27 protein-coding genes and 2 tRNA genes are annotated in these 26,196 nt (G+C 63.0%); 16 read left to right on the plus strand and 13 right to left on the minus strand.

Annotation, left to right across the window (positions count from 1 at the left end; all coding sequences use genetic code 11):
* The first annotated feature begins 59 nt into the window (after positions 1-59).
* The 6 genes from arcD to DNK06_RS03065 all read left to right on the plus strand — a co-directional run bounded on the left by arcD (position 60) and on the right by DNK06_RS03065 (position 6,008).
* Positions 60-1,487 (plus strand): arginine-ornithine antiporter, encoded by a 1,428-nt coding sequence (arcD, locus tag DNK06_RS03035; RefSeq protein WP_131178559.1) that lies wholly within the window; start codon positions 60-62, stop codon positions 1,485-1,487.
* 13 nt (positions 1,488-1,500) lie between these two features.
* Positions 1,501-2,751 (plus strand): arginine deiminase, encoded by a 1,251-nt coding sequence (arcA, locus tag DNK06_RS03040; protein ID WP_131178560.1) that lies wholly within the window; start codon positions 1,501-1,503, stop codon positions 2,749-2,751.
* Between the two features lie 45 nt (positions 2,752-2,796).
* The gene (locus tag DNK06_RS03045; protein WP_131178561.1) at positions 2,797-3,807 is read left to right on the plus strand and encodes an ornithine carbamoyltransferase; all 1,011 of its coding nucleotides are present in this window, start codon (positions 2,797-2,799) and stop codon (positions 3,805-3,807) included.
* A gap of 201 nt (positions 3,808-4,008) precedes the next feature.
* On the plus strand, positions 4,009-4,938 hold the full coding sequence (gene arcC / locus DNK06_RS03050; RefSeq protein WP_131178562.1) for a carbamate kinase: 930 nt from the start codon (positions 4,009-4,011) through the stop codon (positions 4,936-4,938).
* A gap of 36 nt (positions 4,939-4,974) precedes the next feature.
* Entirely contained in the window at positions 4,975-5,331 is a 357-nt protein-coding gene (locus tag DNK06_RS03055) for a DUF5064 family protein (RefSeq protein WP_131178563.1), read from the plus strand.
* A 311-nt stretch (positions 5,332-5,642) separates the two neighbouring features.
* Entirely contained in the window at positions 5,643-6,008 is a 366-nt protein-coding gene (locus DNK06_RS03065) for a VOC family protein (protein WP_131178565.1), read from the plus strand.
* A gap of 18 nt (positions 6,009-6,026) precedes the next feature.
* Here DNK06_RS03065 and DNK06_RS03070 read toward each other — a convergent pair whose 3' ends face one another.
* Entirely contained in the window at positions 6,027-7,082 is a 1,056-nt protein-coding gene (locus tag DNK06_RS03070; RefSeq protein WP_131178566.1) for an NAD(P)H-dependent flavin oxidoreductase, read from the minus strand.
* A 48-nt stretch (positions 7,083-7,130) separates the two neighbouring features.
* Positions 7,131-7,997: a LysR family transcriptional regulator gene (locus tag DNK06_RS03075; RefSeq protein WP_131178567.1), complete on the minus strand. Its 867-nt coding sequence runs from the start codon at positions 7,995-7,997 to the stop codon at positions 7,131-7,133.
* A 101-nt stretch (positions 7,998-8,098) separates the two neighbouring features.
* On the opposite strand from DNK06_RS03075, the gene DNK06_RS03080 reads away from it, so the two are divergent.
* Both DNK06_RS03080 and DNK06_RS03085 read left to right on the plus strand, forming a co-directional pair.
* On the plus strand, positions 8,099-8,953 hold the full coding sequence (locus tag DNK06_RS03080) for a DMT family transporter (protein WP_131178568.1): 855 nt from the start codon (positions 8,099-8,101) through the stop codon (positions 8,951-8,953).
* 264 nt (positions 8,954-9,217) lie between these two features.
* On the plus strand, positions 9,218-9,562 hold the full coding sequence (locus DNK06_RS03085) for a hypothetical protein (protein WP_131178569.1): 345 nt from the start codon (positions 9,218-9,220) through the stop codon (positions 9,560-9,562).
* Positions 9,563-9,566: 4 nt separating this feature from the next.
* Here DNK06_RS03085 and DNK06_RS03090 read toward each other — a convergent pair whose 3' ends face one another.
* A complete protein-coding gene (locus DNK06_RS03090; RefSeq protein WP_131178570.1) occupies positions 9,567-11,378 on the minus strand; it encodes a glycoside hydrolase family 15 protein in 1,812 nt (603 codons plus the stop codon).
* The gene (locus DNK06_RS03095) at positions 11,371-12,171 is read right to left on the minus strand and encodes a glucose 1-dehydrogenase (protein ID WP_131178571.1); all 801 of its coding nucleotides are present in this window, start codon (positions 12,169-12,171) and stop codon (positions 11,371-11,373) included. Before DNK06_RS03095 ends, DNK06_RS03090 begins: the two co-directional genes overlap by 8 nt.
* 179 nt (positions 12,172-12,350) lie before the next feature.
* Between DNK06_RS03095 and DNK06_RS03100 the strand changes: the two genes are divergently transcribed.
* Positions 12,351-12,848 carry a CinA family protein gene (locus DNK06_RS03100; protein WP_131178572.1) on the plus strand — a complete coding sequence of 166 codons (498 nt, stop codon included), beginning with the start codon at positions 12,351-12,353 and terminating at the stop codon, positions 12,846-12,848.
* A 305-nt stretch (positions 12,849-13,153) separates the two neighbouring features.
* Here the strand turns inward: DNK06_RS03100 and DNK06_RS03105 are convergent, their stop codons facing one another.
* On the minus strand, positions 13,154-14,947 hold the full coding sequence (locus DNK06_RS03105; protein ID WP_131178573.1) for a thiamine pyrophosphate-requiring protein: 1,794 nt from the start codon (positions 14,945-14,947) through the stop codon (positions 13,154-13,156).
* A gap of 464 nt (positions 14,948-15,411) precedes the next feature.
* Here DNK06_RS03105 and DNK06_RS03110 point away from each other — a divergent pair, with 464 nt between their 5' ends.
* The 4 genes from DNK06_RS03110 to DNK06_RS03125 are packed head-to-tail and all read left to right on the plus strand — an operon-like array spanning position 15,412 to position 17,342.
* Positions 15,412-15,828: a YgaP-like transmembrane domain gene (locus DNK06_RS03110; RefSeq protein WP_131178574.1), complete on the plus strand. Its 417-nt coding sequence runs from the start codon at positions 15,412-15,414 to the stop codon at positions 15,826-15,828.
* Between the two features lie 49 nt (positions 15,829-15,877).
* Entirely contained in the window at positions 15,878-16,291 is a 414-nt protein-coding gene (locus DNK06_RS03115) for a hypothetical protein (RefSeq protein WP_131178575.1), read from the plus strand.
* Positions 16,288-16,692 (plus strand): phage holin family protein, encoded by a 405-nt coding sequence (locus DNK06_RS03120; protein WP_131178576.1) that lies wholly within the window; start codon positions 16,288-16,290, stop codon positions 16,690-16,692. Before DNK06_RS03115 ends, DNK06_RS03120 begins: the two co-directional genes overlap by 4 nt.
* Entirely contained in the window at positions 16,689-17,342 is a 654-nt protein-coding gene (locus DNK06_RS03125; protein WP_131178577.1) for a DUF3618 domain-containing protein, read from the plus strand. The genes DNK06_RS03120 and DNK06_RS03125 overlap by 4 nt, the downstream gene beginning before the upstream one ends.
* Positions 17,343-17,479: 137 nt before the next feature.
* On the opposite strand, the gene DNK06_RS03130 is transcribed toward DNK06_RS03125, so the two are convergent.
* Both DNK06_RS03130 and DNK06_RS03135 read right to left on the minus strand, forming a co-directional pair.
* Positions 17,480-17,556 (minus strand) — tRNA-Asp (locus tag DNK06_RS03130).
* Positions 17,557-17,569: 13 nt separating this feature from the next.
* Positions 17,570-17,645: transfer RNA gene (locus tag DNK06_RS03135), tRNA-Val, on the minus strand.
* Positions 17,646-17,956: 311 nt separating this feature from the next.
* On the opposite strand from DNK06_RS03135, the gene rdgC reads away from it, so the two are divergent.
* From rdgC to sugE, 3 genes are all read left to right on the plus strand, one after another.
* Positions 17,957-18,877: a recombination-associated protein RdgC gene (gene rdgC, locus DNK06_RS03140; protein WP_131178578.1), complete on the plus strand. Its 921-nt coding sequence runs from the start codon at positions 17,957-17,959 to the stop codon at positions 18,875-18,877.
* 142 nt (positions 18,878-19,019) lie between these two features.
* Positions 19,020-19,961 carry a bile acid:sodium symporter family protein gene (locus DNK06_RS03145; protein WP_131178579.1) on the plus strand — a complete coding sequence of 314 codons (942 nt, stop codon included), beginning with the start codon at positions 19,020-19,022 and terminating at the stop codon, positions 19,959-19,961.
* Between the two features lie 275 nt (positions 19,962-20,236).
* Entirely contained in the window at positions 20,237-20,554 is a 318-nt protein-coding gene (sugE, locus tag DNK06_RS03150; protein WP_131178580.1) for a quaternary ammonium compound efflux SMR transporter SugE, read from the plus strand.
* 82 nt (positions 20,555-20,636) lie between these two features.
* On the opposite strand, the gene DNK06_RS03155 is transcribed toward sugE, so the two are convergent.
* The 6 genes from DNK06_RS03155 to DNK06_RS03180 all read right to left on the minus strand — a co-directional run bounded on the left by DNK06_RS03155 (position 20,637) and on the right by DNK06_RS03180 (position 26,039).
* Positions 20,637-22,511 carry an MFS transporter gene (locus tag DNK06_RS03155; protein ID WP_131178581.1) on the minus strand — a complete coding sequence of 625 codons (1,875 nt, stop codon included), beginning with the start codon at positions 22,509-22,511 and terminating at the stop codon, positions 20,637-20,639.
* Positions 22,512-22,649: 138 nt separating this feature from the next.
* A complete protein-coding gene (locus DNK06_RS03160; RefSeq protein WP_131178582.1) occupies positions 22,650-22,973 on the minus strand; it encodes an AzlD domain-containing protein in 324 nt (107 codons plus the stop codon).
* Positions 22,973-23,683 carry an AzlC family ABC transporter permease gene (locus DNK06_RS03165; protein ID WP_131178583.1) on the minus strand — a complete coding sequence of 237 codons (711 nt, stop codon included), beginning with the start codon at positions 23,681-23,683 and terminating at the stop codon, positions 22,973-22,975. The genes DNK06_RS03160 and DNK06_RS03165 overlap by 1 nt, the downstream gene beginning before the upstream one ends.
* A 139-nt stretch (positions 23,684-23,822) precedes the next feature.
* Positions 23,823-24,503, minus strand: coding sequence for an alanyl-tRNA editing protein (locus DNK06_RS03170; protein WP_131178584.1), 681 nt, complete (start codon positions 24,501-24,503; stop codon positions 23,823-23,825).
* A gap of 111 nt (positions 24,504-24,614) precedes the next feature.
* A complete protein-coding gene (locus DNK06_RS03175) occupies positions 24,615-25,463 on the minus strand; it encodes a helix-turn-helix transcriptional regulator (RefSeq protein WP_131178585.1) in 849 nt (282 codons plus the stop codon).
* A 6-nt stretch (positions 25,464-25,469) separates the two neighbouring features.
* Positions 25,470-26,039, minus strand: coding sequence for a GNAT family N-acetyltransferase (locus DNK06_RS03180; protein ID WP_131178586.1), 570 nt, complete (start codon positions 26,037-26,039; stop codon positions 25,470-25,472).
* Between the last annotated feature and the right edge of the window lie 157 nt (positions 26,040-26,196).

The following is a 26,196-nucleotide window of genomic DNA, read 5'->3' on the forward strand; positions in this document are numbered from 1 at the left end:
GAGCGCGCACACCGCTCCTACCATCGAAGCGTCCCTTCCATGGCAGGAGCAGAATCCTTATGTCCGAATCCACCAGAAAACTCAGACTCGGTGCGCTGGTGGCCCTCGTCGTGGGCTCGATGGTCGGCGGGGGGATCTTCTCCCTGCCGCAAAACATGGCCGCCAGCGCCGGCGCCGGGGCGATTCTCATCGGCTGGGCGATCACCGCGGTGGGCATGCTGACCCTCGCGTTCGTATTCCAGACCCTGGCCAACCGCAAGCCCGAACTCGATGGCGGGGTGTACGCCTACGCCAAGGCCGGTTTCGGCGACTACATGGGTTTCTCCTCGGCCTGGGGCTACTGGATCAGCGCCTGGCTGGGCAACGTCGGCTACTTCGTGCTGCTGTTCAGCACTCTCGGCTACTTCTTCCCGATCTTCGGCGAAGGCAATACCCTGGCGGCGATCGTCGGTGCCTCGCTACTGCTCTGGGCCGTGCATTTCCTGGTACTGCGCGGCATCCGCGAGGCCGCGTTCATCAACCTGGTGACCACGGTGGCCAAGCTCGTGCCGCTGCTGCTGTTCATCCTCATCGCTGTGTTCGCCTTCGAACTGGAGATCTTCACCGCCGACATCTGGGGCATGGGCAATCCGGATCTGGGCAGCGTCATGGATCAGGTACGCAACATGATGATGGTCACCGTCTGGGTGTTCATCGGCATCGAAGGCGCCAGTATCTTCTCCGCCCGCGCGGAGAAACGCAGCGACGTGGGCAAGGCCACCCTGATCGGCTTCGTCACCGTGCTGCTTCTGCTGGTACTGGTCAATGTGCTGTCGCTGGGCATTCTGACCCAGCCGGAACTGGCCGGGCTGCAGAATCCGTCCATGGCGGCGGTGCTGGAGCATGTGGTCGGCCACTGGGGCGCGGTACTGATCAGCCTCGGCCTGATGGTGTCCCTGCTCGGCGCACTGCTGTCCTGGGTGCTGCTGTGCGCGGAAATCCTCTTCGCCGCCGCCCGTGACCACACCATGCCGGCCTTCCTGCGCCAGGAGAACGCCAACCACGTACCGGCCAACGCGCTGTGGCTGACCAATGCCCTGGTGCAACTGTTCCTGATCATCACCCTGTTCTCGGCAAGCACCTACCTGTCGCTGATCTACCTGGCCACGTCGATGATCCTGGTGCCCTACCTGTGGTCGGCGGCCTACGCCGTGCTGCTCGCCGTGCGCGGCGAAACCTATGCGGGCGCCGCTGGCGAGCGGCGCAAGGATCTGGCGATCGGTGCCATCGCCCTGTTCTACGCGGTATGGCTGCTGTATGCCGGCGGCATCCAATACCTGCTGCTCTCCGCTCTGCTCTACGCCCCGGGCGTACTGTTCTTCGCCAAAGCCAAGCGTGAACTCGGCCAACCCCTGTTTACCAACCTGGAAAAACCGATCTTCGCCGCCGTGCTCATCGCCGCGCTGTTCGCCGGCTATGGCCTGTACAGCGGTTTCCTGAGTCTCTGAAGGAGAAACCACCATGTCCACTGTCCCACTCGGCGTACATTCCGAAGCCGGCAAGCTGCGCAAGGTGCTGGTCTGCTCGCCGGGCCTGGCGCACCAGCGCCTGACCCCGAACAACTGCGACGAGCTGCTGTTCGACGACGTGCTCTGGGTCAACCAGGCCAAACGCGACCACTTCGACTTCGTCACCAAGATGCGCGAACGCGACGTCGAGGTGCTGGAGATGCACAACCTGCTGACCGACGTGGTCGCCATGCCCGAGGCCCTGGAGTGGATTCTCGAGCGCAAGGTGACGGCGAACCTGGTCGGCATCGGCCTGCTCAACGAGGTCAAGAGCTGGTTGCGTAGCCTGGAGCCCAGGCATATCGCCGAGTACCTCATCGGCGGGGTATCCGCCGATGATCTGCCGGACAGCTTCGGCGGTCAGACGATCCAGATGTTCCGCGACTTCCTCGGCCATTCCAGCTTCATCCTGCCACCGCTGCCCAATACCCAGTTCACCCGCGACACCACCTGCTGGATCTACGGCGGGGTGACGCTCAATCCGATGTACTGGCCGGCGCGGCGCCAGGAGACCCTGCTGGCCAGCGCCATCTACAGGTTCCATCCGCAGTTCGCCGGGGCCGACTTCAAGGTCTGGTACGGCGACCCGGACGTGGATCACGGCAGCGCCACCCTGGAAGGCGGCGATGTCATGCCGATCGGCAACGGCGTGGTGCTGATCGGCATGGGCGAACGCTCGTCGCGCCAGGCCATCGGCCAACTGGCGCAGAACCTGTTCAGGCAGCAGGCGGTGGAACGGGTGATCGTCGCCGGCCTGCCGAAATCCCGTTCGGCGATGCACCTGGACACGGTGTTCAGCTTCTGCGACCGCGACCTGGTGACCATCTTCCCCGAGGTGGCCAACGCTATCGTGCCCTTCTCCCTGCGCCCGGACGAGAGCAAGCCCGGCGGCATCGACGTGCGCCGCGAGGAAACCGGCTTCGTCGACAGCGTCGCCGCGGCGCTCGGCCTCAAGGCCCTTCGCGTGGTGGAAACCGGCGGCAACGCCTTCGCCGCCGAACGCGAGCAATGGGACGACGGCAACAACGTGGTGGCCCTGGAGCCCGGCGTGGTGATCGGCTACGACCGCAACACCTACACCAACACCCAGTTGCGCAAGGCCGGTGTCGAAGTCATCACCATCAGCGCCAGCGAACTGGGCCGCGGACGTGGCGGCGGTCACTGCATGACCTGCCCGATCATCCGCGACGCCATCGATTACTGAGACCGTGCGGGGACGAGTCCCCGCCGTGCCACGAGGAACACCGCCATGTCGTTCAATATGCGCAACCGCAACCTGCTCAGCCTGATGCACCACACCCCGCGCGAACTGCGCTTTTTGCTCGACCTGTCGCGCGACCTGAAGCGGGCCAGGTACACCGGCACCGAGCAGCAGCACCTCAAGGGCAAGAACATCGCGCTGATCTTCGAGAAGACCTCGACCCGCACCCGCTGCGCCTTCGAGGTGGCCGCCTATGACCAGGGCGCCAACGTCACCTACATCGATCCCAACTCCTCGCAGATCGGCCACAAGGAAAGCATGAAGGACACCGCCCGGGTGCTCGGGCGCATGTACCACGCCATCGAGTACCGCGGCTTCAAGCAGGAGATAGTCGAGGAACTGGCGAAATACGCCGGCGTGCCGGTGTTCAACGGCCTGACCGACGAGTACCACCCCACGCAGATGATCGCCGACGTGCTGACCATGCTCGAGCACAGCGACAAGCCGCTGCACGACATCAGCTACGCCTACCTGGGCGATGCCCGCAACAACATGGGCAACTCGCTGCTGCTGGTCGGCGCCAAGCTCGGCATGGACGTGCGCATCGCCGCGCCCAAGGCCCTCTGGCCGCACCAGGAGCATCTCGACGCCTGCCACGCCTTCGCCGAGCAGAGCGGCGCGCGTATCACCCTCAGCGAAGAGCCGAGGGAAGCGGTGCGGGGCGTGGACTTCGTGCACACCGACGTGTGGGTGTCCATGGGCGAGCCGGTAGAGGCCTGGGGCGAACGTATCGCCCAGCTGCTGCCCTACCAGGTCAACAGCGAACTGATGAAAGCCACCGGCAACCGGCGGGCGAAGTTCATGCACTGCCTGCCGGCGTTCCATAACTGCGAAACCAAGGTCGGCCAGCAGATCGCCGCGCAATACCCGCACCTGGCCGGCGGCATCGAGGTGACCGAAGAGGTGTTCGAGTCGCCCTGCAACATCGCCTTCGAACAGGCGGAAAACCGCATGCACAGTATCAAGGCGATCCTGGTCTCGACCCTGGCCGACCTGTAACCATCCCTGCCCTTGCGGCTTCAGCCGCGAGGGCCCTTCAGAGGGTGTTTAGAAAAGTAGCGAGCGATGGCCAGGCAAGGCGAAATCAGCCGAAAAAGCGGAGTGTACGAGCTGTACATGAGCATTTTGAGGCTGATTTCAACGCAGCATGGCCGAGCGCAGTAATTTATAAACACCCTCTCAGTCAACCAGGAGATCCCCATGCGTATCGTCATCGCCCTGGGCGGCAACGCCCTGCTGCGCCGCGGCGAACCCATGAGCGCGGAAAACCAGCGCGCCAATATCCAGCTCGCCTGCCGGCAGATCGCCCGCATCGCGCCCGGCAACGAACTGGTGGTGGCCCATGGCAATGGCCCGCAGGTCGGCCTGCTGTCGCTGCAGGCCGCCGCCTACACCCCGGTCAGCCCCTACCCGCTGGACGTGCTCGGTGCCCAGACCGAAGGCATGATCGGCTACCTGATCGAACAGGAGCTGGGCAACCTGCTGCCGTTCGAGACCCCGCTGGCCACCCTGCTCACCCAGGTGGAAGTGGACGTCGACGACCCCGCCTTCCGGCACCCGAGCAAGCCCATCGGCCCGATGTATGACAAGACCGAGGCCGAGCGCCTGGCCGCCGAGAAGGGCTGGAGCATCGCCGCCGACGGCGACGGCTTCCGCCGCGTGGTGGCCAGCCCCCGGCCGAAGCGGATCTTCGAAATCCGCCCGGTGCAGTGGCTGCTGGAAAAGGGCAGCGTGGTGATCTGTGCCGGCGGCGGCGGTATTCCGACGCGCTACGCCGAAAACGGCAAGCTCGAAGGCGTCGAAGCGGTGATCGACAAGGATCTGTGCTCGGCCCTGCTGGCCGAACAACTCCAGGCCGACCTGCTGGTGATCGCCACCGATGTCGCCGCGGCCTACGTCGACTGGAAACGACCGACGCAACGGGCCATTGCCAGCGCCCACCCCGATGCACTGCAACAGCTCGATTTCGCCGCCGGCTCCATGGGCCCGAAGGTACAGGCCGCCTGCGAGTTCGCTCGCCATACCGCCAAGGATGCGGTGATCGGTGCCCTGGCCGATATCGAAGAGATCGTCACGGGACAGGCCGGAACGCGGGTCAGCCTCTCGGCGACCGGCATAAGTTATCGCTGACTGACGCGCCAGAAACATTCACAGGAAACCGCCAGCATGTTCAAACCCGGTCAGTTGCATATCCACTACACGCCCCTGCTCCCCGGCGAGATCGGCTTCGAGATCAGCCTGTGCTACGAAGTGCGTCAGAACGCCGACAACGAGACGGTCGTGCATTTCGACATGTCCGGGGAAATAAACGGCAAGGCCTTCGCGGACAGTTTCGAACTGCCCCGCGACACCGCCTTCAACTTCGCCAGCAATGCCACCCGCATCGCCGTGCGCCATGGCCTGCCGACTGCCGCCGTGCATCCGCTGCACGCGCATCGCCAGTACGACCTGATGTTCGAGGACATCCGCCAGCAGCTGCATGCCCGGCCAGGCGAACCGGTCAAGCCGGAGCATCTGTACTAGGGTCTGTTGACGTTTCAGCGCAAGCCGCGTTGCCGCAGGAAATCTCGCCAGGCTAGGCGGAGGACGCAGGGAATGGTGTTCCCTTGCCAAGTCCTCCAACAACGCATGGCGAGATTTCCCGCACAACCCATAGGGCCGGGCCCGTTTTGCCGCGATGCTACGTTTCTCGCCGGCTCATTTAGCCCGCTAAACTTCGCGGCTCGTGCCTTGCCTCGCGGCAAAACGGGCGCCGGCGCGGTCGTGCTGAAACGTCAACAAACCCTAGGTTCAACCCAAGCTGCGCTGCCGCGCAAATGCCGAGAGAGCCGTAGATGAGCGCACCGATCAACCGCGTCGTGCTGTACGCCAACGACGTGAGCAGAACCTGCACCTTCTACAGTCGCCATTTCGGCTTCGTCGCCGCAGCGGAGGAAGATGGCCTGGTCGAACTGCGCCATCCACGCGGCGGGCTGGTGCTGCTCGTGCACCGTGCCGCCAAGTCCCTGCGCACCAGCCAGGCGCGGGTCAAGCTGATGTTCGACGTCGAACAGCTGGATGCCTTCAAGGCGCGGGCACTGACCCAGGGCCTGGAATTCGGCCCCACGCACCAGGCACGGGGCTACGCCTTCGCCAACGCCAAGGATCCGGACGGCAATGGCATCAGCATTTCCAGCCGGGCCTTCCGTCCGGCGGACTGAATACCCTGCCAGACCCCGTCAGCCCACTGCCGCCAGGTATTCCCGATGCAGCAGCGCCAGCAGCTCGGCGGCCGGCAGCGAACGCGCCAGCGCCGCGCCCTGCCCGGCCCAGTGGGCGGCGAATTCGTGGTTGTCGGCCTTCGCGGCCGCGGCGATAAGTTGCTTGCCGGCATCGTAGGCGATACCGAAACCCGGCACGGCAGGATGCCCCGGCGCACCGACCTCGGCCATGAAGCGGTTGAGAATGCCGCGTGCCGGACGCCCCGAGATCACCGTAGTCACCTGAGTGACCCGCGCCCGCTCACTGCTCAACATGCGTCGATAGGCCTCGTTGGCCGCGGATTCGGGGCAGAGAATGAACGCCGTACCCAATTGCGCAGCACAAGCGCCCAAGGTCATGGCGGCAGCGATACCAGCGCCGTCCATGATGCCGCCGGCAGCGATCACCGGCCGAGACAGGTGACGCACCAGCACGCGCACCAGCGCCAGGGTGCCAATGCCCTGATCGCCACGCTGAGGCTCGAATACACCGCGATGGCCGCCGGCCTCGATGCCCTGGGCGACGATCAGGTCGATGCCAGCCTCTTCCAGCAACTGCCCCTCTTCCAGCGTGGTCGCCGAAGCCAGCAGGGTGATGCCTGCTTTTTTCAACGCATCGATACGATCCTGGGAGGGCAGCCCCAGGTGAAAGCTGACGATCGGCGGGCGCTCCTCGAGCAGCACCTCGAGCTGACCGTCGTCATTCTGGAAGCTGCTGTAGATATCGCCGATGACCTGTGGGGCCGGCACCTCGAACTCGGCGAAGTAAGGCTGCAGGTGATCCAGCCACGCCTGCTCCGCTGTACGATCGGCAACGCTGGGGCGATGGCAGAACACATTGATATTGAAGGGCTTGTCCGTGCCTGCGCGGGTCTCGACGATCATCTGCCGCCCGACCTCGGCCTGCACTGCGGCAATCGAGATCGAGCCCAGACCGCCGGCATTGCTGACTGCCGCAGCCAGGGCCGGTGTGGCCGTACCGGCCATCGGCGCTTGAATGATCGGATAGTCGATACCCAGGGCTGTACAGTTCATACGATCCTCGATGATGTCCGCATTAAGGGGTTCGGACTATAGCCCACTTCACTCGAAATCCCGACGCAGGGTCTGCAGCACCTGGTCATGCAGGGCGTCGACCAGCGCCGGTAGCGCAGGCGCACGAGTACGGATCACCACCACATCGAGCATCGGCAGGCCCGGCAGCCCCTGGGGCGCACCCAGAATCTGCAAGCTGGCCGGCACGCAACAGCGAGTCAGTACGCCGAGCGCTGCGCCGCTTTCGGCCACCGCCAGTTGCCCGGCGACACTGGGGCTGTTGTAGACCACCCGGTAATCGCGGCCCAGTGCCTCCAGACTTTTGAGAACGCGGCTGCGCGCCTGGCTGCCCAGTTCGTATACGGCAATCGGCAACGGTGTCTGCCGCCAGGTTTCCTGGCGGGCATTGCCGACCCACACCAGTTCCTCGCGAAACAGCAGCTCGCCACGCAGCGGCTTGTCACGGGTGACGATGGCGACATCCAGCTCGCCGCTTTCCACCTTGGGGATCAGTTGCGTGGATGGCTCGCACACCAGGCTCACCTCTACCGCCGGCTGCCCGCTGGCAAAATCGTTGAGCAGGGGCGTCAGATAACCCAGGGCGTAGTCATCCGGAATACCCAGGGAAACCTTGCCCTCCAGCCGCACGCCGCCCAGCGCCAGCAGCGCTTCGCTGTGCACCCTGAGCAACTTGCGGGCATATCCCAACAGCTCCTCGCCTGCCGGCGTCAGACTCAGGTGCCGCGGCCCGCGCAGCAGCAACGGGCGATCCACCGCGGCCTCGAGCTTCTTGATCTGCATGCTCACCGCCGATTGCGAGCGCGCCAGCCCCACGGCCGCCGCGGTCAGGGAACCACTGTCGACTACCGCGACGAATGCCTGTAACCAATCGATCTGCAAATCCTGCCTGGCCATGACTAACCATTCGATTTTCGAATAACAATCCGCACTATAATCCGTTTTACGGGATCACCTGTACTTGGCACCCTGTGCACATCTCATCAGGCAGATCACCCATGAGCCGTCGCACCGCCCATTTTCAGTTGCATTCAGCCGCCCTGCTGGTCGGCGTCTCCGCCCTGTTCGGCCAGTCGCTGAACGTCAGTGCGAGCACGATCGTGCTCGGCCGGGCGGCATTCGCCCTGCTGGCCTTGAGTGTGATCTGCCTGTGTCTGAATATGCGCCCCTGGCGCGGCGTTAGCGGTGGCACCGAGGCCAAACTGCTGACCACCGGCGTGGCGCTGGGCGGGCACTGGATTCTGTTTTTCCTGGCGGTACAGACCGGCGGCGTGGCGGTGGCCACCCTGGGCTTCGCCTCGTTTCCCGCCTTCACTGCGCTGATCGAGCGACTGGTATTCGGCCAGCGCCTGGGTCGTACTGACAGTTTGATTCTGTTACTGGTCTCAGTCGGGCTGATTCTGGTTACGCCCTCCTTCGACTTGCGTGACGGTGCCACGCAAGGCCTGCTCTGGGGCGTTCTGTCCGGGGCCAGCTATGCGGCGATAGCCGTCGCCAACAAACACTTTGCCAGCAAGGTCGATGGGCTGCCGTCGTGCTGGTGGCAATGCCTGGCCATCAGCCTGGTGCTGCTGCCCTGGTGCCTGCCGGAGCTTCCCACGGTCAGCGCCCGCGACTGGTGGCAACTGGCTGCGCTGGGCGTGCTCTGCACAGCGCTGGCCTACAGCCTGTTCATCGCCTCGCTGCGTCATGTGCGCACCCACACCGCCGCGGTGGTGATCGCGATGGAACCGATCTACGCCATCGCCGGGGCCTGGCTGATCTTCGGCTCGGTGCCGACTAGCAACATGCTGCTCGGTGGCCTGCTCATTCTCGGAGCGGTCGTCTGGGCCGGGCTGAAGAGCAAAAGCTGACCCCAACATCCACACAGGTACACGCAGAGGCAGCAAACCCGGTCACAGCAAGGCCAGCAGCCATACCTTTGATCGCTTCCGAGGCGGGATTCACGCAGTTGTCGCAATTGCTGCGGTAGCTTTCGCCAAGCGGCTTTATCGCCTATGCTCAGGCATCGGGCACAAGACCCGTACCGCGTCGTATCCTCCGCGCGGAAAAACGTTCCCTGCCACGCGCAGCGAAATGCTACCCAGCCTGAGTGCAGAATCATCGAGACGCCGGCCATGAGCGGTGCCCGCCCTGCTCTCTGGGCACAACCACATAGCCAGCACTGCATCACTAATGGACTTCAGGGCATTGCGACCATGGACTGTTTGATCATCTATTCGCGTGATGGCGAAAAGCGATTCCAGACCCTTACTACCCGCTTCATCCCCAATATGAAGGCGGTGGAATTCACCGTTCTCAACGCAGAACTGTCTGCAGGCCATCAGGAAGATCTCGACGCCACCGGCTCAGTCAGGCAACTGATCCAGCAACTCGGCATCGAGATCATCGATGTACTGCCCGTGCGCAAATCTCCCATCCAGCAAGGAGCGGGTATGACCGCCCCGCCCGAGCAGCGGTGATTCATCAGGGCTGCCATGTGGTGCGTTCGCCGCTGAGTTTGTGATCGAGAAAACTGGCGGCACTGATCAGTGCCAGATGACTCAATGCCTGGGGCGTATTGCCCATGTGATGGGCACGCCGGTCGAGCTCCTCGGCATACAGCCCCACCGGGTTGGCATAGCGTAACAACTGCTCGAACTCCAGGAGTGCCTGCTCGGTTCGTCCGGCACGCGCCAGGCATTCCACGTACCAGAACGAACAGGCGACGAAGGAACCCTCCTCGCCTTTCAGGCCATCATCGGTGTGGTAGCGGTAGACCATACCGTCGCGTACCAGTTGATGCTCGATAGCTTCGAGCGTGGCCAGCCAGCGCGGATCGGTGGCGGCGACAAAACGCATCAATGGCATCAGCAACATCGAGCCGTCGACGTCCTGACAACCGATGCGCTGGATGAAATGGCCGCAGTCCTCATCCCAGAAATTACTCCAGATGTCGTCATGGATCGCCTGGCGCTGTTCGTTCCAACGGGCGAAGGGTGCCGGTAGCGAACGTTTCTGGGCCAGGCGAATGGCTCGATCCAGCGCGACCCAGCACATCAGTCGCGAATGCAGGAAATGCTGTTCCTCGCCACGAATTTCCCAGATACCGACATCCTTCTGCTGCCAACTGACGCAGACCCGATCGACGATGCCCACCACATGCCGCCAGCCGTCGTGGGAAATCGCCTCGCCGTATTTGTTGGCGAGATAGACCGCATCCAGCAACTCGCCAAAGATATCCAATTGGATCTGCTCATGGGCCTCGTTGCCAATCCGTACCGGCCGCGCGCCGCCGTGGCCGGCGAGATGATCCAGAGACTTTTCCGGCAATTCATGCTGGCCGCGAAGGCTGTAGAGAATGCGCAGATGGGCAGGCGTTTCCGAGCAATCGTCGACCCGTTCGCGAACCCAGCGCATGAAGGCATTGGCCTCCTCGGTGAATCCCAGGCGCATGAACGCGTAGACGGTAAACGAGGCGTCGCGAATCCAGGTGTAACGGTAATCCCAGTTGCGTTCACCACCTGCCGCTTCCGGCAGGCCGTAGGTCGCGGCCGCGAGAATGCCGCCATGTTTGCGCGAGGTCAGCAGCTTGAGCGCCAGCGCCGAACGATGCACCATCTCGCGCCAGCGCCCCCGGTAGTTGGACTGTTTGATCCAGCGCCGCCAGTAGGTCAGGGTTTGCTGCAGACAGTGTTCGCAGGTACCTGCGGCTACCAGCGGATCGTCCAGGGCACCGAGCACGAATTCGGCGTGCTCGCCTTCCTGCAGCTCGAATTCGGCGACGCCGCAGTGCTGATCGACCGTCAGCGGCTGGCTGGAGGACAGGCGCAGGCTCGGCTGGCCAGGCGCATGAAACACCACATCGCGGCCATCCATCTGCGCCACGGTGTCGGCGCGACTGTAATCATGGCGAACACGGCAACGCATGCGGATTCGCGCACTGCCGGAGACCACCTGGATGCGACGGATCAAACGCGGATGGTCATCCACATCGGCATTGATCGGCATCAGATCGGTGCTCTCCACTACCGCGTTCTCGTCCAGCCAGCGTGTCTGCAGCACGTTGGTATCCGGTAGGTAGAGTTGTCGACGGCGCGCCCCTGGCAGATCCGGCGCTAGCTGGAAAACCCCGGCTGCGGGGCTGTCGAGCAAGGCGGTAAAGATCGATGGGCTGTCGAAATCGGGCCAGCAGAAAAAGTCCACGCAGCCACTGTCGGCGACCAGAGCCGCACTGCGCATATCGCCGATGATGCCGTGCGCTTCGATGGGCATCTGCTTCCCCTGAATCTCAGCCATTGTCACGAAACTCCGGATAGAGGCTCATACCGCCGTCGATGAACAGGGTCGTGCCGTGGACGTAATCGGCGGCATCGGAGGCCAGCCAGACCACCGCATTGGCGACGTCTTCGACATCACCAAGGCGGCCATAGGGAATCAGTTCGAGCAGCGACCGGGCGGCCTCGCCTTCGGTAGCCTCGCGGTTGATCGCAGTACGGATCGCCCCCGGCGCGATGGCATTGACGCGGATGCGCTGCTCGCCAACCTCCTGAGCCACGCTGCGCATCAACAGATCGAGGCCGCCCTTGGACGCAGCATAGTTGGCGCGCCCGGCCCAGGGGATCAACTGGTGCACCGAGCTCATCTGGATGATCTTGCCGACTGCTCGCGACACGTTCTCGCGAATTTCCTGTTGGCGAAACTGACGCAGCGCGGCGCGCACGCAGAGAAACTGGCCAGTGAGGTTGACCTGCAGCACCTGGTTCCATTGTTCCAGGCTCATGTCCACCGTCGGCGCATCTCGCTGCACGCCCGAATTGGCCAGCAGGATGTCCAGCCGCCCGAAAGCGGCGACCGTCTCGGCGAACAGCGCCTCGACCTCCTCCTCGCTGGCCACATCGGCAGCAACGGCAACTGCCTGCCCGCCACCGCGGCGAATCTCCTCTGCCAGCTGTTCGGCCGCCTCGCGCCCGGATCGATAATTCAGCACCACTGCAGCCCCGGCTTGAGCCAGCGCCTTCGCCGACGCCGCACCGATCCCCGAACTGGCACCGGTGACCAATGCGACCTGTTCATGCAGAGAAATAAGCACGGGTTTCCCCTCTAGGGGCTGTTGACCTGTAACACCTGACTGACCGGCAAGCGGCAGAGTTCCGGGAAAAGACAAGGGTCTGTTGACGTTTCAGCACGACCACCGCCGATCCGAATGACAGCACCTACCCGCCCAGACACAAATCCATATTCAGAACGGGTGAACCACAGGAAACCACCATGCATGACATCGAAACGCTGCTCGACTACCTGAAACAGCACAAGCTGTACCTGACCACGGCGGAATCCTGCACGGCCGGCATGATCGTGGCGCTGCTCGCCAAGCACCCAGGCAGCGGCGAATGCCTGGACAGCGGCCTGGTGGTCTACTCGCCCGCGGCCAAAAAACGTCTGCTCGGGGTCAGCCAGGAGACCCTGGACAACTTCAACCTCACCAGTGAAGAAGTCACTCGGGAAATGGCCAGCGGCGCGCTGAACGGCAGCCCGGCCAACGTAGCGGTCGCCACCACTGGCGTGGCCGGGCCGGACGCGCAAGGTGAGATTCCGCCAGGCACGCTGTGCTTCGCCTGGGCGTTCCGCACCCAGGCTGGCGCCGTTCGCCTGTTCTCCAGCACCGAGCGCTTCACCGGCGATCGCTCGCAGGTTCTCGATGACGCAGCCAGATTCGCCCTGCTGCGCCTGCCGCACTGGCACGCGCAGCTATTGGCTGAAATCTAGGGTCTGTTGCCGTTTCACGCACGGCCGCGCCGGAGCCCGTTTTGCCGCGAGGCAAGGCACGAGCCGCGAAGTTTAGCTGGCTAAATGAGCCGGCGAGAAACGCAGCATCGCGGTAAAACGGGCCCGGCCCTTCGGGTGGGGCCGCCTAGGTTGCGCGGGAAATCTCGCCATGCGTTGTTGGAGGACTTGGCAAGGGAAAACGCGGACGGCTAGTCCATTACCGGCGTCCTCCGCCTAGCGGATCGCCGCCCGGCCTGGCGAGATTTCTCGCGGCAACGCGGCTCGCGTTGAAACGGCAACAGACCCTAACGCCGACCTTTACCCGGCAGAATCGAGCCGAGTACCTGCTTGGTCGCCTGGCGGATGATGCCACCCTGATCCGGGTCGCCCTGCCACAGCGCCGAAGCGAACGCCTTGGCCTGCGCCAGGGTGATATGCGGCGGTAACGGCGGCACATCGGGATCGGTCTTGAACTCGATCAGCACCGGTCGATCCGATGCCAAGGCCTGCTCCCAGGCCTGGGCGACATCCTCTTCACGATCGACGTAAATGCCCCTCAAGCCGATGGACTCGGCGAATTGGTGGTAGGCGACATTGGGAATGTCCTGGGACGCCGGGAACTTCGGATCGCCCTCCATGGCCCGCTGCTCCCAGGTCACCTGGTTGAGATCCTCGTTATTGAACACCGCGCAGATCCAGCGTTTGTCCTGCCATTGCTGCCAGTATTTGGCGACGGTGATCAGCTCGGCCATGTTGTTCATCTGCATCGCACCATCGCCGACCAGAGCCACCACCGGGCGATCCGGATGGGCGAACTTGGCGGCGATGGCATAGGGCACTGCCGCCCCCATGGAGGCCAGGCCACCGGACAGCGAACAGAGCATGTCTTCGCGAATCTTCACATCGCGGGCGAACCAGTTGGCACAGGAGCCGGAGTCGCAGGTGACCACGGCGCGATCCGGCAAGCGCGGCGACAGCTCGTAAGCCACGCGCTGCGGGTTGATCGGCGATGCCGAGGCCATGGCGCGGCGCCGCAAGGTGGTTTCCCATTGCGCCGTCCAACGCTCGATGCGTTTGCGCCAGGTGCGCAGTTTCTTGCGCTCGAGCAGCGGCAACAATGCCCGCAGAGTGTCCGCGGAGTCGCCCTGCAGGTTGACTTCCATGGGATAACGCAAACCAAGCATGTCCGCCTGGATATCGATCTGCACACCGCGCGCCTGGCCTTCCTTGGGCAGAAACTCGGCATAGGGGAAGCCGGAGCCGATCATCAGCAAGGTGTCGCACTCATTCATCATCTGATAGCTCGGTTTGGTGCCGAGCAAACCGATGGAGCCGGTCACCCAGGGCAGACCGTCCGGCAGCACGGCCTTGCCCAGCAGCGCCTTGGCGACACCCGCACCCAGCACATCGGCGATCTGCGCGACCTCCTGGCTCGCCCCCAGCGCACCGGCACCAACCAGAATCGCCACCTTCTTGCCGGCGTTCAGCACCTCGGCGGCGCGCTCCAGGTCAGCCTCGTAGGGCACCACCCGCGGTCGGCTGTAGCCGACGCCGGAATGCAGGGCTCCGTGCTCGTGAGCCGGTTCTTCGTAAGGCAGGGTTTGCAGGTCATTGGGCAGGATGATCGCGGTCACCCGGCGGTCGCCCAGTGCCGCGCGAATGCTGCGGTCGACCAGATGACGAACCTGAGCTGGCGAGCTGGCCTGCTGCACGAAGGCACCCGCCACGTCCTTGAACATCGACAGCAGATCCACTTCCTGCTGGTAATGCCCGCCCAGGGCATTGCGGGCTTGCTGGCCGACGATGGCCAATACCGGCATGTGATCCATGCGCGCATCATAGAGGCCCGTGAGCAGGTGCGTGGCGCCCGGGCCGGAAGTGGCGATGCATACACCCAGATCGCCAGAGAACTTGGCGTCGGCAGATGCCATGAAGGCGGCCATCTCCTCGTGTCGAGCCTGGATGAAACGAATCTTGCCATCGGCCTTGGCCAGGGCACCGAAAACCCCGTTGATGCCATCGCCCGGGTAGCCATAAATACGTCGAACGCCCCATTGATAGAGGCGTTCGACGATGAAATCTGCGACTGTCATGCTCATGGAAAACTCGCTCGAAGTTCAGGCCCGAAGCAGGCCCACATGGATGGAGTTGCCACGCGACGTCAGCGTGCGCGACCGCTTGCCCGAGCAGCGTCACTGCAGGGGATTCACAAATCTTGACCGGAGCCAATCCGCAGAGGTTTAAGGTTTCTGCCGAAAGCAGCTGCGCCTGTGCCGTGCCCAGAGGAACGGCATGCGGATATCGCTTGGCAAAAAGATCGAACATGCAGCGCGCGCTACCCTCAAACCACGTAGAGCACAGACCGGAGGGAAGTGTCATGAGCCAGCGAATACCAGAGGATCCTACCCAGGCACCCGGCACACCGGACACGCCGGGCGAACCGGCCCCTCTCGGTCACCCCCATGAACCGGACAACGATGTCTTACCGGAAAAACCGCAGCCAGACCCCGTATGACAGGGCGTGTATCCGGCTTCCCATCAACAATCAGGCAGGAGTGAATCCATGGTCGCCTTCGAACCGCAATCGCAACCCACTCGACAGGGCCCGGCACGTCAGAACGTAAGAGGCTGGGAGCGCTTGCTGTCCATCGGCGGCGGCCTGCTGCTGGCCGCACTGGGTGCAAGCAAACAAGGCCAGTTGGGTAATCGTCAATTGAGCGCCGGCAGCCTGCTGCTGTTGCGCGGCCTGAGCGGGCATTGCAGCGTGAAAAGCGCAGTGGACGATCCACTGGAAGAAATCCGTTACCTGCGTGCTCGCATCCAGCGCGCCCAGGAACTGCTGCTGATGGCCGAAGAACTGGCGGATCGCACCCGCACCGCGGCGACGCCTCCTGTGCCCCCCGCTCCAGCAGCCCCGGCACCCATGGATATCAATGTGCCGATCGCGGATGAATTCGCCAGCCGCGAGCAAAGCCGCTGAGTCCGGCAATTGACGGACAGCCCTTTCAAGCATGAACAGGTGTAGCCACATGGACAACGACAGCAAAGAACGGCCGCACAAGCGCCCCACCAAGATCATCTCCGGGCACTGGCGACAGGACGCTCAGGAACAACTGCGCGCACGCATCCAGGCCGATCAGTCGCATACCGACGAACTGGAGGCCTTGGCGCAGATGGCCCGTTCGACCATCGCCGATCTGGAAAATCCGGATGCCCCGCAGTCGCCGGATCGCCTGCGCGAAGCTGCCCGCCAGCTTGCCGCGCTACGCGATGCCTTGAACAGTGCCCGCGGCGACGCGGTTTACAAGGTAGAGCGCTTCGCCCACACCCATCCGTTTTGGCTGGCGGCAGGCGGTATCGCCCTTGGCTTCGCGCTCGGCCATGTGTTGTGCAAGCGTGAGCGCGCTCTCGAAAGTCACACGCGAAAAGGAGCCCTGCAATGACTGAAGATCCGCGGCACCCCCCGGTAGATCCTTCCCTGCTCGGCCTGCTGCGCCAGCTGACTCGCGAAGTGCAAACGCTCTTCACCAAAGAGTTGGCACTGGCCAAGGTCGAGCTCAACGCCTCCCTGCAGGCCACCAAGACCGGCATCGCCGCGGTAGCCATCGGGGCTATCGTGCTGCTGTGCGGTGTGCTGATGCTGCTGCTTTCCGCCGTGTACGGGCTGAGCACCGTGGTAGCGCCCTGGCTGGCCGCCCTGATCGTGGGCGTAGTGGTCATCGTGATCGGCCTGATCATACTGAAGATCGGCCAGCAGAAATTCACACCTTCTCAACTCACCCCCGAACGCACCCTGGACTCCTTGCAGAAGGACAAGGAAGCCGTGCAGAGGCAAATGTCATGAGTACCAATAGCAGCATTGCAGCCGAATCGCGCAAACCGCCGGAAATCCTCGAGCAGGAAATCGACCAGCAACGCAGCCGCATCGACGCTCTGATCGATGACGTGGAAGCGCGCCTGACCCCTCAATACCTGATCGATCAGGCTCTGGCCTACGGGCGTGAAAGCGGCGGCCTGGAAATAGCCGAGCGCCTGGGGCAAACCCTGAAATCCAACCCGGTTCCCGTGGCCATGACCGCCATCGGCCTGGCCTGGTTGGCCGTGGAACAGACGCGCGCACGCGCGCAACCGGCAACCGATTTCGAGCATCCCGAAGATCATGAATCCCTGGCCGATGCGCTGCACGAAGCGAAACAGTCGCTGCACCAAGGCACCTTCGCGGCCAGACAGAAGCTGCATGATCTTGCCGACAGTGCGGAAACGGTCAAGAACCAGGTGAAACAGGGAGCCGACAAGCTGAACCTGGCACTGCATCGCCGCCCCTGGGCATTCGCCGCAGCGGGCCTGGCGCTGGGCGCGGTGATCGGCATTCTGGGCACGGCCCGCAAGGATGAAGTCGAGACCGAGACCTATGAAGTTCCGGATCTGGACGACGGTTTCGACGATCTGGACGATCTGGACGACGAACCGCCCTTCCGCCCCGGCGCAATTTAGATCATCGAGGATTCTTGCGACTGGAAGGCACCGGCCATGTCGCAAGACCAATGCTTTTCACGCAGAAACGAAAAAAGCGCCCTAGGGCGCTTTTTTGCGTTGCTTCCGGGTGTTCAGTGGGCCCTGGAAGCTATATATGGCGCAGCGGACGGGACTCGAACCCGCGACCCCCGGCGTGACAGGCCGGTATTCTAACCGACTGAACTACCGCTGCGCATACTACGAGTTGGTGGGTGATGACGGGATCGAACCGCCGACCCTCTGCTTGTAAGGCAGATGCTCTCCCAGCTGAGCTAATCACCCTTCACTCTCGAAGTGGGGCGCATTCTAGAGAGCGACCCGCACCTTGGCAACCCCCTTTCTGAAAAAAATTTATCGGAGTTCCAAAGGCTTAGGAATTCAGAGCGGAAACCTCCACACCCCTCGATACAGGGTTGGCCTAATCAGCCGCCGGAAGGAATAATGCGCCCTCGCGCTGGTCTGATCGTCGCGCGGCATGTTTCACCATCTGCCGCCAGACGGCCCACGCTCTGTGCCTATGCAGAAGCCCTGCGCCCGGACTCATGATTTTTTGCGCGCCAAGCGCGCGCCCGCTAACTGGAGACACCCCGCTCATGTGGTTTCGCAACCTGCTGGTCTATCGCCTCACCCAAGACGTTCCCTTCGATACCGAAACGCTCGAAGCAGCGCTGGCCGCCAAACCTGCACGGCCCTGCGCCAGCCAGGAACTGGCCACCTACGGTTTCATCGCACCGTTCGGTAAAGGTGCCGACGCGCCACTGGTACATGAAAGCCAGGGCTTCCTGCTGCTCGCCGCACGCAAGGAAGAACGCATCCTGCCCGGCAGCGTGGTCAAGGACGCCGTGAAGGAAAAGGTCGACGAGATCGAAAACGAGCAGATGCGCAAGGTCTACAAGAAGGAGCGCGACCAGATCAAGGACGAGATCGTCCAGGCCTTCCTGCCGCGTGCCTTCATCCGCAAGTCCGCCACCTTCGCGGCCATCGCCCCGGCCCAGGGCTTGATCCTGGTCGACGCCTCCAGCCCGAAACGTGCCGAAGACCTGCTGTCCACCCTGCGCGAAGCCATCGGCTCGCTGCCAGTTCGCCCGCTGACCGTGAAGATCGCCCCGAGCGCGACCATGACCGACTGGGTGAAGACGCAGAAGTCCGCGGAAGGCTTCTACGTTCTGGACGAATGCGAGCTGCGCGACACCCACGAAGATGGTGGCGTGGTGCGCTGCAAGCGCCAGGATCTGACCGGTGACGAAATCCAGCTGCACATGACCTCCGGCAAGCAGGTCGTGCAACTGTCCCTGGCCTGGCAGGACAAGCTATCCTTCGTGCTCGACGACAAGCTGGTGGTCAAACGCCTGCGCTTCGAAGACCTGCTGCAAGAGCAGGCCGAACAGGATGGCGGCGACGACAACCTCGGCCAGCTGGATGCCAGCTTCACCCTGATGATGCTGACCCTGGTGGAATTCCTGCCATCGCTTTTCGAAGCACTGGGCGGCGAAGACACCCCGCAGGGAATATAAAAGGCAGCGGCAAGCCTCAAGCCGCAAGTGAAAGCAGGTCTGCACGAGGCTCTGGCTTTTGGCTTGCCGCTGCTCCTCTAACAATAACCGGCTCTGCCTGCCCGCTGCGGAGCCAGCCTTCTGTCGCTACGGAAACATAACCATGTCTGCCTTGATCGCCCTGAGCCGCTTCGTCGGCAACACCTTCGCCCTGTGGGTACTGCTGTTCGCCGTTCTGGCCTTTCTGCTGCCCAGCGCCTTCTTGCCGCTGACGTCGTGGATAGTGCCGCTGCTCGGCCTGATCATGTTCGGCATGGGCCTGACCCTCAAGGCCGCGGATTTCCGCGAAGTGGCCCGGCATCCACTGCGGGTGCTGATCGGCGTGCTCGCACAATTCATCATCATGCCGTGTCTGGCCTGGCTACTCTGCAAGTTGTTCGCCTTGCCGGCGGAAATCGCTGTGGGCGTGATTCTGGTCGGCTGCTGCCCGGGCGGCACCGCTTCCAACGTCATCACCTGGTTCGCCAAGGGTGACGTAGCGCTGTCCGTTGGTATCACTGCAGTGACTACCCTGATGGCACCGATCGTCACTCCCGCGCTGATTTGGCTGCTGGCTTCCGAATGGCTGCCAGTTTCCTTCTGGGCCATGTTCAGTTCGATTCTTCAGATGGTGCTGCTGCCGATCGTCCTTGGACTGGTCGCACAACGACTGCTGGGCGAACGCGTGAAGCTGGCAATCGATGTATTGCCACTGATCTCGGTGGTTTCTATCGTCGCGATCGTCGCGGCAGTGGTTGCCGCCAGCCAGGCGAAGATCGCCGAATCCGGCCTGCTGATCATGGCCGTGGTGATCCTGCACAACAGCCTCGGGCTCGGCCTCGGCTACCTGGCCGGAGTGCTCACCGGTATGCCGCTGGCCCAGCGCAAAACGCTGTCCATCGAAGTCGGCATGCAGAACTCCGGGCTTGGCGCCGCCCTGGCCAGTGCTCACTTCTCACCGCTGGCGGCTGTGCCCAGCGCGCTGTTCAGCGTGTGGCACAACCTCTCTGGTGCGCTGCTGGCGACCGTTCTACGACGCCTGAAGGACGACAAGCAGGAAAGCTGACCAGGCGATAGCGGACGGTCGTAGGATGGGTGCAACCCATCGGTAATTGATGGGGTTCACCTGCGCGGCCCGACCCGTCCACCGCTCCGCAATCGCAATGGTGGATGAAAAGAGCGCCAGCTACGCGCCCCGATCCACCCTACGGCCGCTATCGCCTTATCTCGGTCGGCTCTGGCGTCATGGCAACCCCTGCAGCCGATTTGCCCTGCCAGGCACTTCATGCACAATAGTGAGTGGCGCACGCCGGGGACGACCCCACACAGTGGAGTCGTTCCATGTCCTGGATCATTCTGTTCTTCGCCGGCCTGTTCGAGGTCGGCTGGGCCATCGGCCTGAAGTACACCGACGGTTTCAGCCGCCCCCTTCCGACCCTGCTTACGGTTGCCGCCATGGTGGTCAGCCTGACGCTGCTCGGCCTGGCCATGAAGGAACTGCCCCTGGGCACCGCCTACGCTATCTGGACAGGCGTCGGCGCGGTGGGCACGGTGATCGCCGGCATCATCCTGTTCGGCGAGTCCATGGCACTGCTGCGCCTGGCCAGCGTGGCACTGATCATCTGCGACCTGATCGGGCTGAAGCTGAGCCACGGCTGAAACGAAAGAGCCCGCCAATTGGCGGGCTCTTTCGTTTATGCACTGCGACGAAGGAATCGCAGCTGGTACCTCCACAATCGAATCAGCGCTTGTCTCCACGCAATGCCGAGACCTCGGCTTGCAACACCTGGCGCGTGGCCGCAGCCGCCTCGATCGGCATCCCGGCGATCAGGTCGACGCGCGACCAGAAGCGGCGGAACAACCGTTTCTGCGGATCGCGACTGAAGATACTGCCCCACAGGCCACCCAAGGCCATGGGAATCACTGGCACCGGATTGTCCTGCAGAATGCGTTCGACACCTGCCTTGAATTCGCTGATCTCGCCGTCGGCGGTCAGCTTGCCTTCGGGAAAAATGCACACCACCTCGCCGTTACGCAGGTATTCGCCAATGCGCTTGAACGCCGCGTCGAACACCAGCAGATCCTCGCTGCGTCCGGCGATTGGCACGGTGCCGGCGGTACGGAAAATGAAGTTGAGCAGCGGCAGGTTGTAGATCTTGTAGTACATGACGAAGCGTATCGGCCGACGCACCGCGCCACCGATCAGCAGCGCATCGACGAACGACACGTGGTTGCACACCAGCACCGCCGGCCCCTCGTCCGGAATGGCGTCCAGGCCCTTGTGCGACACCCGGTACATCGAGTGCCCGAGCAGCCAGATGAGGAAGCGCATGGTGAACTCGGGGACGATCTTGAAGATGTAGCTGTTGACCGCCACGTTCATCAGCGAAACGACCAGGAACAGCTGCGGGATCGACAAGCCGGCAACGCTGAGAAAGAGGATCGACACCAGTGCCGATACCACCATGAACAGCGCGTTGAGAATGTTGTTCGCGGCAATCACCCGGGCCCGCTCGTTCTCGGCGGTTCGCGACTGGATCAGGGCGTACAGCGGCACGATGTAGAAACCGCCGAACACGCCAATGCCGAGAATAGAGCCCAGCACCCACCAGGCATGGCCATAACCGAGCAGCGCCAGCCAGCTGTGCGGTTGCGCCGCCTCGGGCACGCCGCCCGAGCCCCACCACAGCAGAATGCCGAACAGCGACAGGCCAATGGAGCCGAACGGCACCAGGCCGATCTCCACCTTGTGCCCGCTCATCCGCTCGCAGAGCATCGAACCGAGCGCGATGCCTACCGAAAATACGGTAAGGATCAGCGTGACCACACTCTCGTCCCCGTGCAGCCATTCCTTCGAATAGGCCGGAATCTGCGTCAGGTACACCGCGCCGAGAAACCAGAACCAGGAGTTGCCGACCAGCGAACGTGATACGACCTTGGGCTGCGTGAGACCCATGCGCAAGGTCAGCCAGGTCTGGCGCAGGATGTTCCAATCCAGGGTCAGGTCAGGCAACGCGGCATCCGCGCGCGGAATACCACGGCTGGACAGGTAGCCCAGCACTGACACCAGCACCACCGAAGAGGCGACGATCACCCCGTAATGCGCGCTGGTGAGCATCAGCCCAGCACCGATGGTGCCGGCCAGGATCGCCAGAAAGGTACCCATTTCCACCAGGGCGTTGCCGCCGACCAGCTCCTCGGGCTTCAGCGCCTGGGGAAGGATCGAGTACTTCACCGGGCCGAACAGCGCCGACTGCAGCCCCATGGCGAACAGCACCGCGAGCATCAGCGTCAGGTTGCCGAGCAGCACGCCGACCGCGCCGACCAGCATGATGAAAATCTCGAAGAACTTGAGCCGGCGGATCAGCCAGTCCTTGGCGAACTTTTCACCGAACTGCCCACCGAGTGCGGAGAACAGGAAGAACGGCAGAATGAACAGCATGGCGGCCAGGTTGACCAGCAGATCACGATCCGTGTCGAGGCTGAGCTTGAACAGAATCGCGAGGATCAACGACTGCTTGAAGATGTTGTCGTTGAATGCACCGAGCAGCTGCGTGATGAAGAACGGCAGGAAGCGCCTGCTCTTCAGCAGGGCGAATTGCGAATGCTGGCTCATCGATACCTTCCCTATTGGTGATTCGCTGAGCATTGGACTCGACGAGAGCTGCAAGCCGCAAGCCTCAAGCTGCAAGAAAAAGCCAAGAGCCTGCGGATGGCCCTTAGCTGTCGCTCGTGGCTTGTGACTTGGCGCTGCTCAAATCTGCCCCATCGCCCAGCGCAGCAGGAAGAAGATCAGCAGACCGCCGCCAATGGTCGCCAGCAGGTGCCGGGTTACCACCGCGATGGCAATGGTCGCCAGCCCTGCCAGGAGATAGGCGTTGTCCCAGCGCAGAGCCCAGTGCTCGCCGTCCGGCAGCAACATGCCGGGCACCACGATGGCCGTGAGCACGGCGGTCGGCACGTAATGCAGGGCCTGGCGCACTGCCTGGGGAAAGCGCAGATCGGGAAAGGCGAACAGGCTGTAGCGCGTGGCGAAAGTGATCGCCAGCATGCCGAAAATCAGCATCCAGTTTTCCATCAGCAAGGCTCCTCCTGCAGTGGGCGCTGATAACGCTCCAGCAGCACGCCGACCAGAATGCCGGCAAAGGCAGCAGCCATCAGGCCTAACTTGTACGGCAACTCATGACACACCAATGCGACCACCGCGGCCACCAGCGCCGCCGCTACCTGCGGGCGGTTGCGCAGCATCGGTACGACGACACCGATAAAGGTGGCAATCATGGCGAAATCCAGCCCCCAGGCCGCGATGTTCGGCACCGCCTGACCGAACACCAGGCCGATCAGGGTGCAGCTCACCCAGTTGACGTACATGGCCAGCCCGGCGCCGAGGAAATACCAGTGCTTGTGCGGCGACGCATCCGTTTCGGCGTAACGCTGCTGTACCACGGCAAAGGTCTCGTCGGTCAGCCAGAATGCCAGCGGCACGCGCCAGCGCTTGGACAGGTGGCGAACGAAAGGCTGCAGGGTGGCGCTGTACAGGGCGTGGCGCAGGTTGACCACCAGAGTGGTCAGCCACAGCACCGCCAACGTCGCGCCACCGCCGAGCAGGCTGATGGCGATGAACTGCGCGGAGCCGGCAAACACCAGCACCGACATGCCGACGGCCTGCCAGGCACTGAGCCCGGCGGCGCCAGCCAGGCTGCCATAGATGATGCCGAACGGCATGGCACCGAGCAGCATCGGCAGCATGTCGCGCAGCCCCTGCAGGAATTCGTGTTGACGGGACATACCAGCAAACCTGTAGGAGCCCCGACCCCGGGGCGAATCGCGAAGATTAAGCAGTTGATCCGGCAAGGCCACAATCGCCTCGCGCCGGGGCGATGCTACGGGATTGCAGCCCAGCCGATCACGCCAAGAGCGCGCAACGTTAGGCGGTCAATGCGACGGTGTCTTGAACAATCTTGCGGTCCTCGACGAGATATACCTCCACGCGCTCCTTGCCCTTACCGATATTCTTGCGTTTCAAACGAATCGAACCGACCTCGCCTGTCGTGCGCGGATGGGTTCCGCCACAGGGCATCTGGGCAAAACCGTCTACACGCCACAGGCGTCTCTGCGCTGCAACATCGGTAAACTCACAGATGATCGGCCGGTTCTCGGCCACAAGTTGCGCGGCCTGTGCCTCAATCCGAGAAAAAAGCGCGCCGATGTTGGCGTCCAGAGCAAAGTCGATACGCGCTTTGTCCTGAGCAATATGGGCGCCGATACGCTGAATCCCGGGATGCAGTTGGCAAACCAGTTGCAGCACCATTTCTGCGGCAAAGTGCAGCCGCATCAGGCGCTGGCGTCGCACCCAGTCGATGAGCAAAGCCACCTCATCCCCGACCTTCAACCCATGCCCACTGGGCAACAGATAGAAGATGTCCAGTCCATGCTTGCGCGCCTGCAGCACCGGCAGGCCCGCCAAGGTGCCCGTATCGCTCTCCTGACCACCGGAAAACGCAAAAAATATGGTCGCTTCCAGGCTGACCTCATCCCGGATGACCTGGGCCACACGCGTAACCAGCTGCGTTTGATAAGGATCCTGCCAAAACACTTTGTCCATCATCCCCCTGCTTCCTAGAAGGTGTGCCCAGGTCGCAGATTAACAAGCCGTTCCGCCGGTTTTATTGAACAATCTTGCTGTGCTGCTGCACGTTTGGCAGGTGCGAGAAAACCCTCACCACGTCAAGCGAACTCTGGGGTTGCTTGCACAACCCTTGCGATATTCACCGGGCGCCACCCCATAAGCCTGCTTGAACTGCCGCCCAAGGTGGCTCTGGTCGGAGAAGCCCAGTTGCAGGGCCACATTCAGGGGTGCGCAGCCATCTCGCAGCAGGGCTCGCGCCTGCTCGAGCCGCCGTTGCTGCAGCCAGGCATGGGGCGGCAGGCCGGTGGAGCGCCGGAATACCCGAGCGAAATGGAACGGAGACAGATTCACGGCAGCGGCCAGTTCCTCCAGTGACGGCGGCTCGCCCAGGCGTGAAGCAAGCAGCTCCTTGGCCTGCATCACGGCACGGGGCTCCAGACCAGGTACAGTCGCCTGGGTGACACCGGCGTGACGCTGGAACAGCAACAACAGCGTTTCGCGCCATACCGTCTGCTGTTGCAATACACTCGCGTCGCTATCGAGCAAGCGATGCAACTCGCCGAATGCCTGGTGTAGCTGCGCATCCTGCAGAACGCTGGCGGCGAAAGAAGGCATGCCGCGATGTGCCAGCCCCAGCTCTTCGAGAACCCCATCGACCTGTGCAGGAGCTGGATAGAAAGCACGGTAGAGCCAGCCCTGCTCGTGGGCTGCCGAGCCCGTGTGCACTTCATCCGGATTGATCAGCACCATGCTGCCGACGGGTGCCAGGTGGTCGGCCCCACGGTGACGAAAACGCTGCGCACCGTGCTCGATCACGGTAAACACGAACCCCTCATGCACGTGAGGGGTGAAGCGCTGCTTGATATAGCGTGCCTGCAGCAGCTCCACGCCGACCAACGCCGAACTTTCCCAGAAGCGGGTGCGTTCACCGGAATCCATGCTTGATCAGACGCCGAAGCGCGCCTCCAGACCTGCCTTGACCACCGGCCACTCCTGATCGGTGATGCTGTACATCACGGTATCGTCGAGACGCCCGTCAGCCAGGCGGCGATGATTGCGCAGCAGCCCTTCGCGGACGGCACCGAGCTTTTCGATGGCACGCTGGGAGCGCAGATTGCTGCCAGCGGTTTTCAGTTGTACGCGCACCATCTGCCAGCTTTCGAAGGCATGGCGCAGCATCAGGTACTTGATCATGCTGTTGAGACCGGTGCCGTGCTGGCTGGCGTCCAACCAGGTCCAGCCGATTTCCACGGTAGGCAGGGTCGGCACGAAGTCGGCGAAGCGGGTGGTACCGACCAACTGATCGCCCAGGCGAATCACGAACGGCAACGCCCGATCCTCGCGCTGCTCGTGCAGCGCCTGGCGATACCAGTCCAGGCGCTGGGTGCCGCTCATGTAGACCAGTTCCTGCCGGTTGGCTTCGGCCAGGGTCACCAGAGCAGGAATATCTCCATCGAGCAGCGGCTCGATGCGCAGGGCGCCACGTTGTAGCGTGATCAACTGCGGCTTGAACATTGATTCTCTCCACGAACAGCGGCGAAGGCCCATCAGTCTCGCATCGAACGCAGGGCCTGTCTGCCTTAAAACAGGTTGCAACAGGGTGCCGCAACGACTCCCCATGTACATGTGCGACCTTGGTCGCGACTGACGCTGCGGTGCTTTGCTGCGACAC

Source organism: Phytopseudomonas daroniae, from assembly GCF_004327285.1.
In the GTDB taxonomy this organism is placed as follows: Bacteria; Pseudomonadota; Gammaproteobacteria; order Pseudomonadales; family Pseudomonadaceae; genus Aquipseudomonas; species Aquipseudomonas daroniae.

Coding starts and splice junctions, on each gene's coding strand:
- arcD (WP_131178559.1), top strand. CDS start 60: ATGTCCGAATCCACCAGAAAACTCAGACTCGGTGCGCTGGTGGCCCTC.
- arcA (WP_131178560.1), top strand. CDS start 1,501: ATGTCCACTGTCCCACTCGGCGTACATTCCGAAGCCGGCAAGCTGCGC.
- DNK06_RS03045 (WP_131178561.1), top strand. CDS start 2,797: ATGTCGTTCAATATGCGCAACCGCAACCTGCTCAGCCTGATGCACCAC.
- arcC (WP_131178562.1), top strand. CDS start 4,009: ATGCGTATCGTCATCGCCCTGGGCGGCAACGCCCTGCTGCGCCGCGGC.
- DNK06_RS03055 (WP_131178563.1), top strand. CDS start 4,975: ATGTTCAAACCCGGTCAGTTGCATATCCACTACACGCCCCTGCTCCCC.
- DNK06_RS03065 (WP_131178565.1), top strand. CDS start 5,643: ATGAGCGCACCGATCAACCGCGTCGTGCTGTACGCCAACGACGTGAGC.
- DNK06_RS03070 (WP_131178566.1), bottom strand. CDS start 7,082: ATGAACTGTACAGCCCTGGGTATCGACTATCCGATCATTCAAGCGCCG.
- DNK06_RS03075 (WP_131178567.1), bottom strand. CDS start 7,997: ATGGCCAGGCAGGATTTGCAGATCGATTGGTTACAGGCATTCGTCGCG.
- DNK06_RS03080 (WP_131178568.1), top strand. CDS start 8,099: ATGAGCCGTCGCACCGCCCATTTTCAGTTGCATTCAGCCGCCCTGCTG.
- DNK06_RS03085 (WP_131178569.1), top strand. CDS start 9,218: ATGAGCGGTGCCCGCCCTGCTCTCTGGGCACAACCACATAGCCAGCAC.
- DNK06_RS03090 (WP_131178570.1), bottom strand. CDS start 11,378: ATGGCTGAGATTCAGGGGAAGCAGATGCCCATCGAAGCGCACGGCATC.
- DNK06_RS03100 (WP_131178572.1), top strand. CDS start 12,351: ATGCATGACATCGAAACGCTGCTCGACTACCTGAAACAGCACAAGCTG.
- DNK06_RS03105 (WP_131178573.1), bottom strand. CDS start 14,947: ATGAGCATGACAGTCGCAGATTTCATCGTCGAACGCCTCTATCAATGG.
- DNK06_RS03110 (WP_131178574.1), top strand. CDS start 15,412: ATGGTCGCCTTCGAACCGCAATCGCAACCCACTCGACAGGGCCCGGCA.
- DNK06_RS03115 (WP_131178575.1), top strand. CDS start 15,878: ATGGACAACGACAGCAAAGAACGGCCGCACAAGCGCCCCACCAAGATC.
- DNK06_RS03120 (WP_131178576.1), top strand. CDS start 16,288: ATGACTGAAGATCCGCGGCACCCCCCGGTAGATCCTTCCCTGCTCGGC.
- DNK06_RS03125 (WP_131178577.1), top strand. CDS start 16,689: ATGAGTACCAATAGCAGCATTGCAGCCGAATCGCGCAAACCGCCGGAA.
- rdgC (WP_131178578.1), top strand. CDS start 17,957: ATGTGGTTTCGCAACCTGCTGGTCTATCGCCTCACCCAAGACGTTCCC.
- DNK06_RS03145 (WP_131178579.1), top strand. CDS start 19,020: ATGTCTGCCTTGATCGCCCTGAGCCGCTTCGTCGGCAACACCTTCGCC.
- sugE (WP_131178580.1), top strand. CDS start 20,237: ATGTCCTGGATCATTCTGTTCTTCGCCGGCCTGTTCGAGGTCGGCTGG.
- DNK06_RS03155 (WP_131178581.1), bottom strand. CDS start 22,511: ATGAGCCAGCATTCGCAATTCGCCCTGCTGAAGAGCAGGCGCTTCCTG.
- DNK06_RS03160 (WP_131178582.1), bottom strand. CDS start 22,973: ATGGAAAACTGGATGCTGATTTTCGGCATGCTGGCGATCACTTTCGCC.
- DNK06_RS03165 (WP_131178583.1), bottom strand. CDS start 23,683: ATGTCCCGTCAACACGAATTCCTGCAGGGGCTGCGCGACATGCTGCCG.
- DNK06_RS03170 (WP_131178584.1), bottom strand. CDS start 24,503: ATGATGGACAAAGTGTTTTGGCAGGATCCTTATCAAACGCAGCTGGTT.
- DNK06_RS03175 (WP_131178585.1), bottom strand. CDS start 25,463: ATGGATTCCGGTGAACGCACCCGCTTCTGGGAAAGTTCGGCGTTGGTC.
- DNK06_RS03180 (WP_131178586.1), bottom strand. CDS start 26,039: ATGTTCAAGCCGCAGTTGATCACGCTACAACGTGGCGCCCTGCGCATC.